This is a genomic window from Streptomyces sp. NPDC028289, from assembly GCF_055565975.1.
The window spans coordinates 117,158-133,838 of record NZ_JBVHTI010000006.1; the positions used below are offsets into that span (position 1 = coordinate 117,158).

Annotated in this window: 12 protein-coding genes; 6 read left to right on the forward strand and 6 right to left on the reverse strand. The window is 73.4% G+C overall.

Going from position 1 to position 16,681, the window contains the following annotated elements; all coding sequences use genetic code 11:
- Positions 1-391 precede the first annotated feature (391 nt).
- On the forward strand, positions 392-2,266 hold the full coding sequence (locus ACZ4UV_RS29815; RefSeq protein ID WP_467842003.1) for an RICIN domain-containing protein: 1,875 nt from the start codon (positions 392-394) through the stop codon (positions 2,264-2,266).
- A gap of 12 nt (positions 2,267-2,278) precedes the next feature.
- Here ACZ4UV_RS29815 and ACZ4UV_RS29820 read toward each other — a convergent pair whose 3' ends face one another.
- The 5 genes from ACZ4UV_RS29820 to ACZ4UV_RS29840 form a co-directional block, all read right to left on the reverse strand.
- On the reverse strand, positions 2,279-2,767 hold the full coding sequence (locus ACZ4UV_RS29820) for a universal stress protein (RefSeq protein WP_390036164.1): 489 nt from the start codon (positions 2,765-2,767) through the stop codon (positions 2,279-2,281).
- A gap of 173 nt (positions 2,768-2,940) precedes the next feature.
- Positions 2,941-4,200 carry an SLC13 family permease gene (locus tag ACZ4UV_RS29825; protein WP_451018675.1) on the reverse strand — a complete coding sequence of 420 codons (1,260 nt, stop codon included), beginning with the start codon at positions 4,198-4,200 and terminating at the stop codon, positions 2,941-2,943.
- Between the two features lie 69 nt (positions 4,201-4,269).
- Positions 4,270-5,526 carry a polysaccharide deacetylase family protein gene (locus tag ACZ4UV_RS29830; RefSeq protein WP_467842006.1) on the reverse strand — a complete coding sequence of 419 codons (1,257 nt, stop codon included), beginning with the start codon at positions 5,524-5,526 and terminating at the stop codon, positions 4,270-4,272.
- A 191-nt stretch (positions 5,527-5,717) separates the two neighbouring features.
- Positions 5,718-6,422 (reverse strand): DUF4232 domain-containing protein, encoded by a 705-nt coding sequence (locus ACZ4UV_RS29835; protein ID WP_451018660.1) that lies wholly within the window; start codon positions 6,420-6,422, stop codon positions 5,718-5,720.
- A 127-nt stretch (positions 6,423-6,549) separates the two neighbouring features.
- Positions 6,550-7,947, reverse strand: a complete 1,398-nt coding sequence (locus ACZ4UV_RS29840; protein WP_451018659.1) for a serine/threonine-protein kinase — start codon at positions 7,945-7,947, stop codon at positions 6,550-6,552.
- Between the two features lie 46 nt (positions 7,948-7,993).
- Here ACZ4UV_RS29840 and ACZ4UV_RS29845 point away from each other — a divergent pair, with 46 nt between their 5' ends.
- From ACZ4UV_RS29845 to helR, 3 genes are all read left to right on the forward strand, one after another.
- Positions 7,994-8,542, forward strand: coding sequence for an RNA polymerase sigma factor (locus tag ACZ4UV_RS29845; protein ID WP_351486530.1), 549 nt, complete (start codon positions 7,994-7,996; stop codon positions 8,540-8,542).
- Between the two features lie 168 nt (positions 8,543-8,710).
- On the forward strand, positions 8,711-9,910 hold the full coding sequence (locus ACZ4UV_RS29850) for a glycosyltransferase (RefSeq protein ID WP_390036157.1): 1,200 nt from the start codon (positions 8,711-8,713) through the stop codon (positions 9,908-9,910).
- Between the two features lie 295 nt (positions 9,911-10,205).
- A complete protein-coding gene (helR, locus tag ACZ4UV_RS29855; protein WP_467842011.1) occupies positions 10,206-12,377 on the forward strand; it encodes an RNA polymerase recycling motor ATPase HelR in 2,172 nt (723 codons plus the stop codon).
- A gap of 138 nt (positions 12,378-12,515) precedes the next feature.
- On the opposite strand, the gene ACZ4UV_RS29860 is transcribed toward helR, so the two are convergent.
- Entirely contained in the window at positions 12,516-13,991 is a 1,476-nt protein-coding gene (locus ACZ4UV_RS29860) for a PucR family transcriptional regulator (protein WP_451022281.1), read from the reverse strand.
- 153 nt (positions 13,992-14,144) lie between these two features.
- On the opposite strand from ACZ4UV_RS29860, the gene speB reads away from it, so the two are divergent.
- Positions 14,145-15,113 (forward strand): agmatinase, encoded by a 969-nt coding sequence (gene speB / locus ACZ4UV_RS29865; RefSeq protein ID WP_467842014.1) that lies wholly within the window; start codon positions 14,145-14,147, stop codon positions 15,111-15,113.
- Entirely contained in the window at positions 15,110-16,678 is a 1,569-nt protein-coding gene (locus tag ACZ4UV_RS29870) for a purine-cytosine permease family protein (RefSeq protein ID WP_451022280.1), read from the forward strand. Before speB ends, ACZ4UV_RS29870 begins: the two co-directional genes overlap by 4 nt.
- Positions 16,679-16,681: the final 3 nt, after the last annotated feature.

Sequence of the window (16,681 nt, forward strand, 5' to 3'; positions counted from 1 at the left end):
GCGCCGGTGGCCCGGCGGATCGTGCAGGTCGGGGCGTGGTTCAATGGTTGGGGTCGATACCAGGGCGGTCGGCCCTGAATCCCCGCGCCAATTACGATGTCGATACGGCGACAATGTGCCGAGACTGTCATTGACGTTTCGTCAAATTACCGCAGCCGCCGGGCAATGCGCAAAACCCTGGGATCTCTTGTTCTGCCCTGCTGGCCTGTGCAAAGGTGTGGCGTGTCGGCATGCGGGCGATTATTTTCGACCGCCGCGTGCACGAGGCCGCTCCCCGCGTGCCGAACCCCCCAACAAGCCCATCCGGCCTCGGCGTCGGCCGGGCCGCATATCGGTCGCATACCAGACGGTATGAACCGAATCCCGCGTTGCGTCTGGAAGGAATGCAGCCGTGAATGACGCAGGCCTGGGGAATTCCCCTACCCCCGCCCGGCCGTTCGACGTCACCGACGAGCAGCTCAGCGCCGAGCTCAAACAGTGGACGGGCACGGCGCCCGCCCTGCACCCCGTCGGTGAACTCCTCGACCGGCACTGGGAAGCGGCCTTCGCCTACGCCCGTCTGTGCACCGACGGGACGCGCGGCGCGGGAATGCTCACCACCGCCGCATTCACCCGGCTCTTCGGTGAATCCCTCCGCCAGGCCGGGCCGACCGCTGCCTGGCGCCCTCAACTCCTCGTCACCGTCCGCCGCATAGCCGCCGAATGGGACCACGACGGCCGCGGCGAACTGCTCCACCCCCAGCTGCGCGTCGGCAAGGGCGAACGGGCCGCCGCCCGGCTGCTCCCGCCCGCGAACCGGCGGCTGCTCTCCCGCGCCTTCCAGCGGCTCACCCCGTCCTCGCGGACCGTGCTGTGGCACACCGAGGTCGAGTCGGAGCCCCTGGCGGCACCTGCCGCACTGCTGGGCCTGGACGAGCAGGACGCGCAGGTCGAACTGCGCCGGGCCCGCGAGCGGATGCGCGAGGAGTGCCTCCAGGTGCACCGCGAAGTCGCCCACGAGGACGAGTGCCAGCGCTACGTCCGGATGATCGACGTGACCTTCCGGCGTGGCGGGATCGACATCGACCGGGACCTCCAGCAGCACCTGAACGGCTGCAAGCACTGCCGGTACACCGCCGACCAGCTCCACCAGTTCAACGGCGGCGGCCTCGGCGTCGCCCTCGCCGAGGCCGTGCTCGGCTGGGCCGCCCGCGCCTACATGGAGTCCCGGGCCGGCCTGGCCCAGGAGCCCGCCGAGTCCGAGGTCACTCCCGTCGGGGGGCTCGCCGGCGGCGAGGCGTTCGCGCCGCCCGCCGCCCCCGGCAAGGACCTGGTCGTGCACCCCGCCGCCTCCCGGCGTGCCAAGCAGCGGGCCGCCCGCCGGGTCCGCCGCCGCAACCTCACCGTGGCCGTGGGCACGGTGAGCGGCCTGGTCGTGCTGCCGCTGGTGCTGTGGTCGGTGCTCGGCTCGGGCGACGGCAGCACCTCGGCCGCCGCCAAGCCGTCCGCCACTCCGGCCGGCTCCGCCACCTCGGGCCCGTCCTGGGTCGGCACCAGCCGCACCACCCAGGGCACCCTGCGCGGCCGGCTGCACAACATCACCTCCGGCCTGTGCATCGGCGTGGTCGGCAAGAAGGCCGTCAAGGGCGCCGAGACCGAGCTCGCCGGGTGCTCCTCGGTCGCCAGTCAGCAGTGGACGTACGAGGGCGACGGACTGCTGCGCAACGCCGCGGCCCCCGACCTGTGCCTCGACTCGCACCTCGGCTACTCCGTCCAGCTCGCCCCGTGTACCGCGGCGGCCGGGACCAAGGCCAAGAGCGTCCACTACGACTTCACCCTCCAGGGCGCGCTGGTGCCCCGCTGGGACCAGGACCTGGCCCTCGCCCCGGCCGCCACCGACGGCGGTGGCGCGCTGGTGGTCAAGAACCGGACGAACGCCGGCGCGCAGCGCTGGGTGATGGACACCTCGCAGCCCGACCTGCAGATGCAGATCGTCAACTGGGACGCCGACAGTACGCCGACGCCGGCCGCGACCGCGTCCGCCACCCCGACCACCAAGGCCGCGAAGCCCGCCACGCCGACGCCCGCCCCGTCGGCGTCCAGGACGACCGCGCAGCCGACCCCGTCGAGCACTCCGAGCTACGACCCGTGTGCCGAGTACCCGGGGTACTGCTACGGATCAGGGGACGGCCAGTACGGCGGCGGCTGGGGCGGCGGCGGATATGGCGGCGGCTACGGCGGCGGTTATGGCGGCGGTTATGGCGGCGGGGGCTACCCCGGGCACTGAGTCCGTGCGGTCTCAGGGGTGCGGCGGCGGGGGCGGCATCGTCGTCAGGTCCGGCGCACCCTCCGGCCACACCAGCAGCACCGGGCAGGGCGCGTGGTCGACGACGAACCGCGCCGCCTTGCCCAGGCTGTGCGGCCCGAGCCGGGACCGGTCGCCGTCCCGGGCCAGGACCAGCAGCCCGGCGTCGCCGGCGGCGGCCACCACCTCCCGCTCGACCCGGCCGACCCGCTCCAGCCGGGTGCACGGCCGCCCCAGCCGGGCCTCGGCCGCGTCCAGCAGCTCCGCCGCCGACCTCCCGCCGAGCTCCACCAGCCGCCGCTCCGGGTCCGGTTCCGAGCCGGCCCGGCCCAGTAGCCCTGCGAAGGCGCCGTGCGCGAGCCCGGCCACCCCCGGTTCGTCCACATGCAGCAGCACCACCTCGGACGCGTCCGGCGCGTAGCCGCGCGCCGCGTCCACACAGGCGGGCCAGGTGCCCTCGACCAGCCAGACGATCACCCGCATGTCCTTGGCCTCCCAGCTGTTTCCCGACTGATACCCGACTACGCGCTCCGCTTGAAGTGCCGCGATCTGCCGCGAGCCGACTGCGGCGCCGTCGTGGCTGGTGGCGCCCACGCGGCGGAGCCGCACATGGATACAGCCCCGCGCCCGTTACGGAGCGCTTTCGCCGGACTCGGTTACACCCCGACCACCTGGAGCGCCCCCCACAGTGCCACCACCGCCGCGCACAGCGCGGCCGGCACGGCGAGCAGCCCCAGGCGGGTGAACTCGCCGAGGTCCACGCCGTGGTCGTGCTGGTGCACGATCCTGCGCCACAGCAGCGTCGCGAGCGACCCGGCGTAGGTGAGGTTCGGGCCGATGTTCACCCCCAGCAGCACGGCCAGCACCGCGCCCGGCCCGGCCGGGGCGGCCAGCGGCAGCAGCACCAGCACCGCCGGCAGGTTGTTGACGACGTTCGCGAGGACGGCGGCGAGCGCGGCGATGCCGAGCAGCGCCGGCAGCCCGGTCCCGTCCGGCAGCACGTGGCCGAGCGCGTCCGCGAGCCCGTTGTCGACGACCGCCCGCACCACGATCCCGAGCGCCAGCACGAACGCCAGGAACGCGGGTGCGGCCGCCTTCACCACCGTCAGCGGCGTCGCCCGCCGCCGCAGCAGGGCCCGACCGGCCAGCACCAGCGCACCCGCGCACGCCGCCCACGCCGGGTCGACGCCGACCGCGGAGGTGAGCACGAACCCGGCGAGCGTGCAGGCCACCGTCACCAGCGCGAACACCGGCAGCCGGGGCGGCTCGCCGGGGTCGGCGGAGCCCGGCGCCGCCGAGGAGAGGTCACGGGCGAAGAACCGCCGGAACACCAGGTACTCGGCGCCGATCGCCACCAGCCAGGGCAGCACCATCAGCGCCGCGAACCGGGTGAAGCTCAGCCCGCTCGCCGCGAACGCCAGCAGGTTCGTCAGGTTGGACACCGGCAGCAGCAGCGAGGCGGTGTTCGACAGGTGCGTACAGGCATAGACGTGCGGTTTCGCCCGCACCCCGGACCGGGCCGCCGTCGCGAACACCACCGGCGTCAGCAGCACCACCGTCGCGTCCAGGCTGAGCACGGCCGTGATCACCGACGCCAGCGCGAACACCGCCGTCAGCAGCCGCACCGGCCGCCCGCCCGACCACCGGGCCATCCACGCCCCGCAGGCCTGGAAGAGGCCCTCCACGTCACAGAAGTGGGCCAGTACCAGGACCGCGGCGAGGAAACCGACCACCGGCCCCAGCTGCTCGGCCTCCGCCCGAGCGTGGTCGAGGGAGATCGCCCCGGTGGCGACGACGATGCCCGCCGCCGGTACGGCGAGCACCGCCTCCGGCCAGCCGCGCGGCCGGATCACGGCCCAGGCCAGGACGGCGGCGAGCAGGAGGACGGACAGGGTCTCGGCGAGCGGGGTGTTCAGGGCGCGTCCCTCGGAGGCGTGATCAAGTACGGCCCGACCATGAAAGCAGATGAAAGCAGACGGACCAGGTTACGACGACGGGGTACCCGCCGCGCCCAGGAACTCCCCCCAGCCGCCCGTGGGCTCCTGCCCCGGGTTCAGTGTGCGCAGCGTCCGCAGCACCGCCGGGTCCTGGGCCTCCAGCCACGCCACCAGCTGCTTGAAGGACACGAAGCGCACGTCGTCGTACTGGGCCATCCGGCCGATCGCCTCCTCGACGGCGTCCATGTAGATGCCGCCGTTCCAGCGCTCGAAGTGGTTGCCGATGAAGAACGGCGCCCGGTTGGTGGTGTACGCCCGCTCGAAGCCCGCCACGTAGCTGTCGCGGGCCTGGGTGCGCCAGGCCTCGTACTGGGTCTTGTCGCCCAGCGGATTGCCGGCGGACTGGTTGTACATCATGTTGTAGTCCATCGACAGGACCTGGAAGGAGTGCCCGGGGAACGGTATGGACTGCAGGGGGAAGTCCCAGATGCGGTTGCCCTGCACCTTGCCCGGCCAGATCTGCAGGCCGCCGGGCGAGGAGGCGTCGTACTTCCAGCCGAGCGCGGCGGCCGTGGGCAGCAGGTTGGCCTGGCCCTCCAGGCACGGGGTGCGGCCGCCGATCAGTTCCTTGCTGTAGTCGAAGGGCAGCGGCTCCAGGTCGGTGAAGCCGGTGTTCGTCTTCCACTTGGTGACGAAGTCCATGGCCTGGTCGATCTCGCTGCGCCACTCGGCGGGGGACCAGTTGCGCACGCCGTCGGAGCCGCAGAAGTGCCCGTTGAAGTGGGTGCCGATCTCGTGGCCCTCCAGCCAGGCGGCGCGCACCTGCTGGAGCGTGTTGTGGATGTGCCCATCGGAGAGGTAGCCGATCGCGGAGGCGCCGACCGGGTGCTGCGGGGGACGGTAGAGGTCCTTCTTCGACTCGGGCAGGGTGTAGATGCCGGAGAGGAAGAACGTCATCTTCGCGCCGTGGTCCGCGGCCACCTTGCGGAAGCGGGAGAACAGCTTGTTGCTGAGCTCGCCCGCGCCGTCCCAGGAGAACACCACGAACTGCGGCGGCTTGGTGCCGGGCGCCATCCGCGTCGCCTTCGGCTGGTGCGGCTGCGCGCCGGTGTCGGCGGTGGAGCCGTCGCCGATGAGCTTCAGCGGCCTGGCCGACGCGTTCCCGTTCGCGCCGCCGTCCTTGACGCCGGCGGCCGAACTGCTGCCGCCCAGCGTCCAGTTGCCGTTCGAGCATGCCGAGAGGGCGCCGAGGGCCCCGGCCGTCGCGCCCGCCGTCAGCACCCGCCTGCGAGAGATGCCGCTCATGTCCGTCCCCGATTCCGTCGTCCCGGCCCCTCGCGGAGCCCCGTTGCTGTGTGGTCGACGGGTTCGATGGGCGGTCCGGCGGAAAAGATCGGAGCCGGCTGTGCGTGTTGCACGTCTGTGACACTCGTGGCCCGGACATGACGAACCCCGCTGCCCGGGGGAGTGGGCAGCGGGGTCCGGTCAGGGGGCGGTCAGGCGCCGGTACCGGCGCTGAACACGCCCAGCCGCACCGAGGAGGCGTTCCCGGAGACCGGGACCGCGCCGTTCTTCCAGGTGACCTTCAGCGAGTCCTTCTCGTCCGGCGGGGTGACGAGGAGCGCGGCCGGTGTCGCCGTCTTGGCGCCGCTGATCTCCGGGTTGGAGAAGGTCAGCCCCGCCCAGGCGCTCTGGCCCGGCTTGAGCGTGACCGTCGCGGCGGTGCTGCCGGACTCGCGCTGCGGGTCGGGGCCGAGCTGGGTGCCGGCGGCGTTCACGAAGGCGGCGCCCGGGTAGCCGCGCACGGTGCAGGTGCGGCCCGATGTGTTGGTGAGCACGATCGGGAAGTTCTCCTGACCGGCCCCCGGGTTGTTGCCGCCCACCGAGGCGGTCAGCTCGGAGGTGTGGCAGCGGGTCGAGGCGGCGCTGCTCGTCGTGGTGCCGCCGGTCGACGAACCGCCGCCGGTCGCCGAGCCGCCGGTCTGGGACGCCGACGAGGATCCGGTGCCGGACGGGACGGCGGAGGTGTTCGAGGTGTCCGTGCTCGACGCGTTGCCGGTCGCGGGCGCCGCCGTGCCCGACACCGACTCCGGGGACTTGCCCTGACCGCCGTTGCCGCAGGCGGTCAGCAGGCCCAGGGCGGCGACCGTGCTCGCGAGCAGGGCCGCCCCGCGCCGCAAGGACTGGGACGTGTGCGCCATGTGTCTTCACCACTCCTGGATGTCGGGGCACACCTGCGAGGCGTGCCCTGGGCGCTCCGTGCGCCGTCACTCCCATCCGATGCGAGGAAGGGCGGAAAAGTTCGGGGGCACGCCGAAACTCACCGGGTCAGGTGACCCGAAGGGACCGGAGTATGCCGTCGGTGACGCTCCTGTCGACGGCACCCTTCTGCCGAACCTGCACATACACCTGGGGCCGGCTGTCCCCGTCGGCCGGGCTCAGGGCCGCCTCCTGGATCGAGCCGCCCGCGCCGGAACAGGCGCTCCAGCTGCGGATGCTGCCCTTCCAGTCGGTGCCGGTGAAGGCGCGGCTGCCGTCGTAGTGGCAGCCGGAGTGGGAGAGGGCCTTCACCTCGGCCGCGACGCCGCCGTGTTCGCTCACGCCGATGAACACGCCGTTCACCGCGGTCGTCAGGTCCTGCCACTCGGACACGTCGTCGGCGACCTCCAGACCCGGCTCGTGCCCGGAGGCCAGCCCCAGGGCCTGCGGGTTCCAGCCGGAGTTCCGCAGCTCGCCCGCCCAGCCGGACGGCACCTGGGCCACCACCCGCCCGGTGGAGTCGGCGACCCGCGTCTCGTCCCCCGCCGACCCGTTCCGGTCGATCATCGTGACCGCGAGGGCCGTGCCCCCGGCCGCGAGCACCGCGGCGACGGTCAGTGTGACCGCGTTGAGCCGCCTGCGGACACCGTCCAGGCGCCGTGGCCGGCGGGCCGCCGAGGCCGCCGCCAGCCGGTCCAGCTCGTCCGCGAAGACCTGCGCGGACGGCCAGCGCCGCTGCCGGTCCGGCTCCAGGGCCCGCATCAGCGCCCGCTGCACGTCCTCCCCGAGGTCCGGCCGCAGCCGCTCCGGCCGGATCACCCTCCCGGGCGCCGCCGGCACCGTCCCGGTGACCAGCTCGTAGCCGACCGCACCCAGCGCGTAGACGTCGGCGCGGGCGTCGATGCCCTCGCCGGGCTCGGCCTGCTCCGGCGGCTGGTACCCCGCCGAACCGGCGGCCAGGGTCAGCCCCGACGCCTGTGCCAGGCTCTTCGCCAGCCCCAGGTCGGCGAGCAGCACCCGCCGGGTGCCGTCCTGCGCGGTGCGCAGCAGCACGTTGGTCGGCTTGATGTCCCGGTGCACGATCCCCGCCCCGTGCAGGTCCGCCGCGCCGCGCGCCGCCAGCGCGGTCAGCCGCAGCGCGTCGGGGATCGGGAGCGGGCCGCCGCCGAGCAGGTCGGCGAGGGTGCCCGCGTCGGCATACTCCATCACGAAGTACGGCCGCCCGTCCGGGAGTTCGCCGATGTCGTAGACCTGAACCACGCGCTTGGAGTCGGCCCGCCGAAGCAGCCGCGCCTCGGAGAGGAAGCGGTCGTGGATGTCGAGGCGGTGGGACCAGTTGTCGGCGAGCACCTTCACCGCGACCGGGGCGTCCAGCTGGTCGTCGTGGGCGAGCCAGACCGTCCCGAAGGCACCGGTGCCCAGGCGCTGTTCGAGGCGATAGCGGCCGATCCGCTCCAGGGGTTGCATACGACTATCATGCCTGTCCTGAGATCGACTTCGAGGGGGACCTCCCGTGCCGGACGCCGCGCTGACCGAAGACCTCGCCCGGCGGGCCTCCGCCGGCGACCAGGTGGCCCTGAACCAGCTGCTCTCCGAGGTCTGGCCGGACGTCGTACGGCGCTGCGGGCGGTTCCTGCCGTGCCGGGAGGACGCCGAGGAGGCGGCCCAGGACGTGCTGCTCCAGATCTCCCGGAAGATCTCGACGTTCGAGGGCCGCAGCCGCTTCAGCACCTGGCTGTACACGGTCGTCGCCAACTGCTCCCGGCAGAAGTACCGGGACCTCAAGCGGCGGGCGGCGGAGCAGCCGGCGACCATCGAACCCACCGAGCACGTCGACCCGCGTACGACGAGCGTGATCGCCGGGTCCCGGATCGATCTGCTGGAGGCGCTGGACCGGCTGGAGCGTGAGCACCCGCAGCTGGTCGCGCCGCTCGTCTACCGGGACATCTGCCAGCTGGACTACGCGGAGGTCGCCGAGCGGGTGGGTATCCCGCTGGGCACCCTGAAGTCCCGGCTGCACGAGGCCCGCAAGCAGGTCCGGCCCTGGCTGAGCGCGCGGTGACAGCAGAAAGGGCCGCACATCGGCGGCCCGGAAGAAACACAGGGCGACGAGTTCTTCTCCTTGCCCTTCTTAACGTATAGCGCACGGGGGGCCTTGCGGCAAGGCCCCCCTCGTCCCGCAGAATCGCAGGCCGAAGCCAGGAACCGCGGTATTTGGGGGATGCGCGACATGCGTGTGCTGTTGATGGGATATGGGTCGCGCGGCGACGTCGAACCGCTGGCGGGACTTGCCGTGGCGCTGCGCGAGCTCGGCGCCGAGGCACGGGTGTGCGCCCCGCCGGACGAGGAGTTCGCGGAGCTGCTGGCCCGTGCGGGCGTGCCGCACGTGCCGTTCGGGCCGTCGGTGCGCGCGCTGGTGACCCGGCCGAATCCGGCACCGGAGGACGCGTTCAAGCTCGCGCCCGAGCTGGTGGCCGCGCACTTCGAGACGGTCGGCCCGGCGGCCGAGGGATGTGACGCGCTGGTGGCGAGCGGCCTGATGCCGGCCGGCGCGCGGTCGGTGGCCGAGAACCTGGGCATCCGCTACGTGCTGGCCTGCTACCACACCGCCGGACTGCCGTCCTCGCGCTTCCCGCCGGCGGGCAGGCCGGGCCGCCCGGCCCCTGCCGACGCCGACCTGCCGACGCTGTGGAAGGTGGACGCCGAGCGGGTGAACGCCCTGTACGGCGAGGCGCTCAACACCCACCGGGCCGCGCTCGGCCTGCCCCCGGTGGACAACGTCCGCGACCACGTCCTCACCGACCGGCCGTGGCTGGCGGCCGATCCGGGGCTGGGCGCGTGGCAGGAGATGACGGATCTCCAACTGGTGCAGACCGGCGCCTGGCTGCTGCCGGACCACCGCCCGCTGGCGGACGACCTGGTGGCGTTCCTGGAGGCCGGTGCGCCGCCGGTGTACGTCGGCTTCGGGAGCATGGCCATGCGCGGCGCGCCGGACGCCGCCGAAGTCGCCGTCGAGGCGGTACGCGCCCAGGGCCGCCGCGTGCTGGTCGGCCGCGGCTGGGCGGACCTCGCCCCGAGCGACGGCGCCGACTGCTTCGCCGTCGGCGAGGTCAACCACCAGGCGCTCTTCCGCCGGGTCGCCGCCGTCGTCCACCACGGGGGCGCGGGTACCACGACGACGGCCGCTGTGGCCGGGGTGCCCCAGGTGGTCGTCCCCCAGCTCGTGGACCAGCCGCACTGGGCCGCCCGGGTGGCCGCACTGGGCATCGGCGCGGCCCACGACGGCCCGACCCCGACCTTCGAGTCCCTTTCGGCCGCGCTCGCGACCGCCCTCACCCCCGAGACCCGGGCCCGCGCGGCCGCCGTGGCCGGCACGCTGCGCACCGACGGAGCGACCGTGGCCGCGCGGTTGCTCCTCGACGGCGCCTGAGCACGGCGTGACGCACCGTCCGGCGCCCACTGGGGTGCCCCTCAGGGGGCTGGGGGTGGAACTGCGCGACCAGCCACGGCGGCCCCGCAGTTTCCCGCGCACCGCAACCTGCCATGAACTCCGGACGACGGTCGCCGTCCCAGCCCCCACGGTCCGACCCCCTTCACGGGTCACGACCGCCGGCCCGCCTCTCGCGCCGCCCTCCGTCCGTCCCACCCTTCCGGACCTTCCGGCCCTTCCGGACGTCCTGCCGTACGCGCCCTGGGCCGCACGGCCTCCCCACGGAGCTGATGCATTGCACCCCCTGACCACCAGCGCCTTCGACCTCCCCGAGCGCCTCTCAGTCAAGGCCGACCCGGCTCTGATCGCCGACGACGAGCGGCACCTGGCCGCCATCGCCGCGTGCCTCGCCCAGACGATCGCCGAACTTTCCGACCGCCTCGACGCCGAGCTCAGGGCACCGGGCGGCACCGGCCGGGCCGCGATGGACCGGGACATCGAGGTCCACCGGCTGACCGGACGGCTGCGCACCCTGCGCCGCTTCGGCCTCGACCTGTGCCTCGGCCGCATCGTCGGCGCGGACGACCCCGAGCCCGTGTACATCGGCCGCCTCGGTCTCACCGACAGCACGGGCCGCCGGCTGCTGATCGACTGGCGGTCGCCCGCCGCCGAGCCGTTCTTCGCGGCGACCCACGCCGACCCGGCGGGGCTGCGCAGCAGACGCAGGTACCGCTGGACGGACGGCCGGATCAGCGACTACTGGGACGAGGTGTTCACCGCCGACGGGCTCGACGGGCACGCCGCACTCGACGACCAGTCCGCGTTCATCGCCAGCCTGGGTGCCGACCGCTCGGAGCGGATGCGGGACGTGCTCGCCACCATCCAGGCCGACCAGGACGCGATCATCCGCGCGGGATCCCGCGGCGCCCTCGTCGTCGACGGCGGCCCGGGCACCGGCAAGACGGTCGTCGCCCTGCACCGCACCGCCCACCTCCTGTACTCCGACCCGCGTCTCGGCCACCGCCGGGGCGGGGTGCTGTTCGTCGGCCCGCACCGGCCCTACCTGAACTACGTCTCCGACGTCCTCCCGAGCCTCGGTGAGGAGGGCGTGCAGACCTGCGTCCTGCGGGACCTGGTCGAAGAGGGGGCCTCCGCTGCCGTCGAGACCGACCCGGAGGCGGCCCGGCTGAAGTCGTCCGCGGACATGGTGAGGGCGATCGAGACGGCCGTCCGGTTCTACGAGGAGCCGCCGGCCCAGGGGATGACGGTCACCACCGACTGGGGCGACCTCCGGCTGACCGCCGACGACTGGGCCGACGCCTTCCGGGCACCGGCTCCCGGCACCCCGCACAACGAGGCACGCGACCAGATCTGGGAGGAGCTGGCCGCCATCCTGCTGGACAGGTACCGCGGCGCCGACGTGGCGCCCGAGGAGTTCCGCAGGTCGCTGCAGCAGGACCGGGAGCTGGTCGACACCCTCGGCCGCGCCTGGCCGCTGCTGGAGCCGACCGACCTGGTCGGGGACCTCTGGTCGGTCCCCGCCTACCTGCGGCTGTGCGCGCCCTGGCTCGGCCGCGACGACGTGCGCAGGCTCCAGCGCGCCGACGCCCAGGCCTGGACGGTGTCCGACCTGCCGCTCCTGGACGCGGCCCGGCAGCGGCTCGGCGACCCGGAGGCGGCCCGGCGCAAACGGCGGCAGGAGGCCGTGCTCGCCGCCCAGCGCGAGCGGATGACCCAGGTCGTCGACAACCTGATCGGGGCCGTCGCCGACTCCGGCGCCGACGGTGACGACGGCGAGGGCCTGGTGAGGATGCTCCGGGGCGCGGACGCCAAGGTCAGCCTGGTCGACGAGTCCGAACTCTCCGTCCTCGCCCCTGACCTGCTGGCCGGCCCGTTCGCGCACATCGTCGTCGACGAGGCCCAGGAGCTCACCGACGCGGAGTGGCAGATGCTGTTGCTGCGCTGCCCGTCCCGGAGCTTCACCATCGTCGGAGACCGCGCCCAGGCACGGCACGGGTTCACGGAGACCTGGCAGGAACGCCTGGCACGGGTCGGGTTCGACCGGATCGAACTGGCCTCGCTCGGCATCAACTACCGCACCCCGGAAGAGGTCATGGCGGAGGCCGAGCCGGTCATCCGGGCCGTGCTCCCGGACGCCAACGTGCCGACGTCGATCCGCGGCGGCGGCCTTCCCGTGGTCCACGGATCCGTCTCCGAGCGGGACGAGATCCTCCGCACCTGGCTCGCCACCCACGCCGAGGGCGTCGCCTGCGTGATCGGCGACCCCCGCTTCACACCGACGCCCCGGGTCGCCTCGCTCACTCCCGAACTGTCGAAGGGGCTCGAATTCGACCTGGTCGTCCTGGTCGACCCGGAGGGGTTCGGCACGGGCGTGACCGGCGGCGTCGACCGCTACGTCGCGATGACCCGCGCGACCCGGCAACTGGTCGTCCTGACGACCGACTGAGCGCTCCGCTGGAAGGGCCGCGACATGCCGTCGGTCGACTGCGGCGCCGTGGCCGCCGGTCGCGCAGTTCCTACCCCCGGCCTTCGGCTGGGGGTACCCCCAGCGCCCCTTACGGGGCGCTGCCGAACCCCCCCGGAGTCAGGCCACGCCGAGTTCGGTCGCCGCGCGCACGGCGAACCAGACCTCGGTGAAGGCGGCCGTCGTCGACAGGTCCCGGCCGGTCACCTCGCCGAAGCGGCGCAGCCGGTAGGCGAGGGTGTTGGGGTGGACGTGCAGGGCCGCGGCGGCGTCCTCGGTGCGGCGGTCGCGTTCCATCCAGGTGCGGACGGAGACCAGCAGCTGCGACCCGTGTGCCTCGTCGTAGCGCAGGGCCGGGCCGAGGACCTGCTCGACGAGCGCCGACAGCAGCCGGCGGTCCTCGGGCAGCCACCGTCCGGTGGCGTCCTCGCCGTAGTGGAGGAGCGGCTTGCCCGCCTCCTCCGCGCGGCCCGCCGCCCATTCCGCCTCCTGCTGGGCGACCCGCAGCGGCTCGCCGACGGTGAAGGGGCGGCTCACCCCGCATACCGCGCCGGGCAGCTCGGCCAGTGCCTCGGTGAAGCCGGGTTCGGCGAGGACCAGCCGGTCCTCGCCGCGGCGCAGGGTGAGGTGCGGGTGGCCGGACAGGGCGCCGTCCAGCTGCTCGTCCGGGGTGCGCCGGAGCACCGCGAGAACGACGGGCCGCTGTGCGTCCAGACCGTGGTGGGCCAGTCGGCGCTGGGCACCGGCCGGGTCGAGGGTGTCCTGGAGCATCTCGGCGAGGGTCTCCGCCCCCTCTCGCCGCAGCACCTCGCGTTCCCCGCGCACCATCGCGAGCCGCAGCGCGGCGACGGTGGCCAGGTGCTGGACGACGGCCAGCCCGGCCGGGCGGGCGCCCGCCTGTTCCAGCGCGACCAGGTAGCCGGCCGCGCCGCCCGGACCGAGGACCGGGAGCACGAAGCCGCCGGGCACGGTCGGCGGAGCGTCCGGGTGCGCCGGCAGCACCGAGAGGTCCTGCGGCGCCGGGACGCCGGGCAGCAGCGGGCGCCCCTGGGGGGTGCACAGGAAGAGGCGGTAGCCGCTGAGCTGCTCCAGGCGGTCGAAGAGCGCGGGGATGTCCAGGTTCTCCTCGGCCATCCAGCGCAGCGCGCCGAAGACCTGGAGCTGCGCGCCGAGCCGTTCGGCGGACTTCTCACTGACCGCGGCGGCGACCTCCTGGGCGATGGTGACGAAGGGAACGGTGAGTGGCACCTCGAGGACCGGGAAGCCGCGCTCCTCGGCCGCGGTGAGGAAGGCCTGGCGCAGCGGCGGGGTCCGCAGCTGGGTGCTGAGTACCAGCGCCGCGACACCCGCGTCGTCGAGCCGCTCCAGGTAGCGCCGCTGCGCCTCGCCGCCGCGGGGCACCGCGAGGCCCACGGTCATGAGGACCTCCGAGCCCTGGAGCCACGGGGTCGGGTCCTCCAGTTCGCTGACGTGCGCCCAGGAGACCGTGCGGGCCAGGCCGCCGCCGCCCGCGAGCAGGCGTATCTGCAGGGCCGGGAAGGACAGCAGGTCGCCGACGGTGAGGACGGAACGCGGCGTGGCTTTGTGGTCAGACACAAGACCACTGTAGTTCTTCGTGCCGTCAACAATTGACCCTGTCGGCCGGCCGTCCGCACACTGAGGCATCCCCCCGTTACCGGAACCACCAGCTCCGGTCCAGGGTCCGCCCACCCGGCGGTGCACACCCCAGGCTCGACAGGAAGGTGCCCCATGACGACCGAGCCCCGTGGACCCGTGGACTCCTCCCGGATCCCCCGCTACGCGGGACCCGCGACCTTCGCCCGGCTGCCGCGCCTCGACGAGGTGCCCCGCGCGGACATCGCCGTCGTCGGCGTGCCCTTCGACGCCGGTGTCTCCTACCGGCCCGGCGCCCGGTTCGCCCCGGCCGCCGTGCGCGAGGCGTCCCGGCTGCTGCGCCCGTACCACCCGGCACTGGACGTGTCCCCGTTCGCGTCGGCACAGGTCGCCGACGCCGGTGACATCCCGGTGAACCCCTTCGACATCAACGAGGCGATCGAGACCGTCGAGCACGAGGCCTCCCGCCTCCAGGCCGACGGCACGAAGCTGGTGACCATCGGCGGCGACCACACCATCGCGCTGCCCCTGCTGCGCGCGGTCGCCAAACGGCACGGACCGGTCGCCGTCCTCCACTTCGACGCCCACCTCGACACCTGGGACACCTACTTCGGCGCCGAGTACACCCACGGCACCCCGTTCCGGCGCGCCGTCGAGGAGGGCATCGTCGACACCGAGGCGCTCAGCCACGTCGGCACCCGCGGCCCCCTGTACGGCAAGCGGGACCTGGAGGAGGACCGTCGGCTCGGCTTCGGCATCGTCACCTCCTCCGACGTGCTGCGCCGCGGCGTCGACGAGACCGTGGACGCGCTGCGGCAGCGCATCGGCGACCGGCCGCTGTACGTGTCCGTCGACATCGACGTCCTCGACCCCGCACACGCCCCCGGCACCGGCACCCCGGAAGCCGGCGGCATGACCTCGCGTGAGCTGCTGGAGATCCTGCGCGGCCTCGCCGGGCTCAACCTCGTCGGCGGCGACGTCGTCGAGGTCGCCCCCGCCTACGACCACGCCGACATCACCTCCGTCGCCGCGTCGCACGTCGCCTACGACCTGATCAGCCTGTTCACCCTGGACTCCGCCGGCCCTCGCGAGGAGCAGACATGACCACCAGCCCCCAAGCGGAGCAGCACGACGCCCCGTCGCTGACCGAGATCGAGACGTACGGCGTCGAGCGCATCCCGGACGCCGACCGCACCGCCCGGCCGCTCGACCTGTTCCGGGTCGCCTTCGGCGGCGCGAACACCTTCGCCACCTGCGTCCTCGGCGCCTTCCCGATCCTGTTCGGGCTCTCCTTCTGGCAGGGCCTGGCCGCCACCGGCCTCGGGCTCGCCGTCGGCGCGATGATCCTCGCGCCGCTGGCCGTGTTCGGCCCGCTGAACGGCACCAACAACTCGGTGTCCTCCTCCGCCCACCTGGGCGTGCACGGCCGGGTCGTCGGTTCCTTCCTCTCCCTGCTGACCGCGGTCGCCTTCTTCTCCATCTCCGTGTGGTCCTCCGGCGACGCCCTCGTCGGCGGCGCGCACCGGATGTTCCACCTGCCGACCAACGACGGCGTGTACGCCCTGGCGTACGGGCTGTTCGCCGCGCTGGTGCTGACGGTGTGCATCTACGGCTTCCGGTTCATGCTCTTCGTGAACAAGATCGCGGTCGCCGCCGCCTCCCTGCTCTTCGTCCTCGGCCTCTTCGCCTTCGGCGGCGACTTCGACCCCGGCTACCAGGGCAGCTTCCACTCGCTGAGCACCCCCGGCTTCTGGCCGGCGTTCATCGGCTCCGCGCTGATCGTGCTCTCCAACCCGGTCTCGTTCGGCGCCTTCCTCGGCGACTGGGCCCGCTACATCCCCGCCGACACCCCGCGCCGCCGGGTCATGGGCGCGGCCTTCCTCTCCCAGATCGCGACGATCCTGCCCTTCTTCTTCGGACTGGCGACCGCCTCGATCATCGCCGCGAAGGCCGGCAACTTCCTCGACCCGAACGCCCCGGACTACGTCGGCGGTCTGCTCGCCGTCTCGCCGTCCTGGTACTTCCTGCCGGTCTGCCTGCTCGCGCTGATCGGCGGCATGTCCACCGGCACCACCTCGCTCTACGGCACCGGCCTCGATTTCGCCAGCGTCTTCCCGAAGTTCAGCCGGGTGCAGGCCACCGTGTTCATCGGCGTCCTGTCGATCTCCTTCATCTTCGTCGGTCGGTTCGCCGCCAACCTGACCCAGTCCATCTCCACCTTCGCGACGCTGATCATCGTCTGCACCGCGCCGTGGATGGTCATCATGACCCTGGGCTTCCTCACCCGCCGCGGCTGGTACGACCCGGACTCGCTCCAGGTCTTCAACCGCCGACAGCGGGGCGGGCGTTACTGGTTCACGCACGGCTGGAACTGGCGCGGCATGGCCGCCTGGCTGGCCGCCGCCCTGCTCGCGGTGCAGTTCGTCAACCTCCCCGGCCAGTTCGTCGGCGCCCTCGGCGACCTCGCGGGCGGCGTGGACATCTCGCTGCCCGTCGGCCTGGGCCTGGCCGCGATCCTCTACCTGGCCCTGCTGTGGCTCTTCCCCGAGCCCCGCGCCGTCTTCGGTCCCGAGGGCCCGCGGCTGGTGCGCGCCGTCGACACCCCGGTGCCGCCGATCACCGCCGCCGACGGACTCCCCGTCGCCGCCCCCGAGCCCGCGGAGGTGTGAGCC